This window comes from Natronococcus pandeyae, assembly GCF_008122205.1.
GTDB lineage: Archaea > Halobacteriota > Halobacteria > Halobacteriales > Natrialbaceae > Natronococcus > Natronococcus pandeyae.
The window spans coordinates 1-1,393 of the sequence record NZ_PHNJ01000045.1 but is presented as its reverse complement, the minus strand read 5'-3'; the positions used below and the strand labels follow the sequence as shown (position 1 = coordinate 1,393).

At 52.3% G+C, this 1,393-nt stretch carries 1 protein-coding gene and 1 pseudogene; one reads left to right on the top strand and one right to left on the bottom strand.

From position 1 onward, the window contains the following. Positions 1–399 (top strand): annotated as a pseudogene (locus CV102_RS25660) (AAA family ATPase); the annotation flags it as partial. Positions 400–845: 446 nt separating this feature from the next. Here CV102_RS25660 and CV102_RS25655 read toward each other — a convergent pair. Next, positions 846–1,178: a DUF7344 domain-containing protein gene (locus tag CV102_RS25655; RefSeq protein ID WP_148860827.1), complete on the bottom strand. Its 333-nt coding sequence runs from the start codon at positions 1,176–1,178 to the stop codon at positions 846–848. Positions 1,179–1,393: the final 215 nt, after the last annotated feature.

Below are 1,393 nucleotides of genomic sequence, written 5' to 3'. Positions count from 1 at the left end.
GGGCTCGTCGAGAACGCAATCCGGGACGTGCAACTTCGGCGTATTGCGGATGCTGCAGCGGGTGATGCGCGAATCGGACTCAGTATTCTGCGGAGCGCTGATCAGGCTGGTGATGAGCAGATTACTGATGAGCAAATCGACACCGCAATTCCCGCCGGTCGTGAGGAAGTCCGACAGAAGAGCATCGAGACGCTCATTCATCACCAACGCGTCCTCTACCGGATTATCGAAGACCACGGCGAGATTGAGCCGAGCAAACTCTACGACGCGTATCGAGAGCGCGTCGAGGAGCCGAAATCCGATCGGACAGTGCGGAACTACCTGACGAAGATGGTCCACTACAACCTCATCATCGCAGATGGGACGAGTCGGGACCGGATCTATCGACTTCTCGAGTGACGACTGTTAGGAGGTTACAACCACTCTCTCGAGACTGATCGGGAAGTTACTGGTTCGATGTCCGATTCCGATTCGACAAGTACAGGATGAGTTGGCAACATAGCAGCACTCGAACCCACCGATAGCTGTCAAGAACCGCGTGCTGAACACAGAGAATGGGCCGTGGTTAGACGCCCCTGAATGGACGAGTCAGGAGTCCTTTCGTCTAACCAGAATACGGTGGTGACCGCCTCACGAGCCAGTTTTGTATGTAAAGAACAACGCGTGAGAGCCGATTGCCGCCGCATCTAAACACGGCCCAGAGGATGGATTCAGCATGGCGTGTCCGTTGAGTTCTGCGTTTTGGTACCGAGCCAGCAGCTGTGTCCAGTACGTACTAACCATCATGGTAATCAACGCATCTCGGGCACTACGAGAACGTATCTTGCCAAGCAAAATCGGAGTAATTAGCCATCTTCTGGTTGCTCGATTACTCTGGCGATCGTAACGAGTGCGTCAATCTCTGGGGAGGTTCCCTCCACTTGGATAACTCCTTGCTCGGGCTGGTACTGAACGAATTCAACCTCAGCCGTTTTCGGGAGGTGGTGGTGCTGGAGTTCGACCTTTAGGGCATCAACCTCCTCCAGAGCGTTCTGTGTTGGTGGATCATTTTCCCAGGTTCGAACAGTTTCAACGAGTTCATCAATTGATACTGGGCCGCTTTGCTCGTGTAGATAGTAGAGAGCGTATCTCCGCCGTTCATTACTGAGGAGATCGAAAACCGTATCTACTGTAACCATGGTAACAACACACACGTTGTGTATTTAAATCCCCATCTGTTATCAAATACGCTAGATGGTAACTAACGCCATCAGACGGTTTACTGAGCCCTGATGAATCGTGATTCTATCTCTAATAGCCGTGCTGCATTCGCGCGCTGGGGCTTGTTTAGACGCGTGAGATCAGTGGTGTTAGATCCTCGCAGCTTGCTCAATGTTTCTGACGGCAGCCTTTA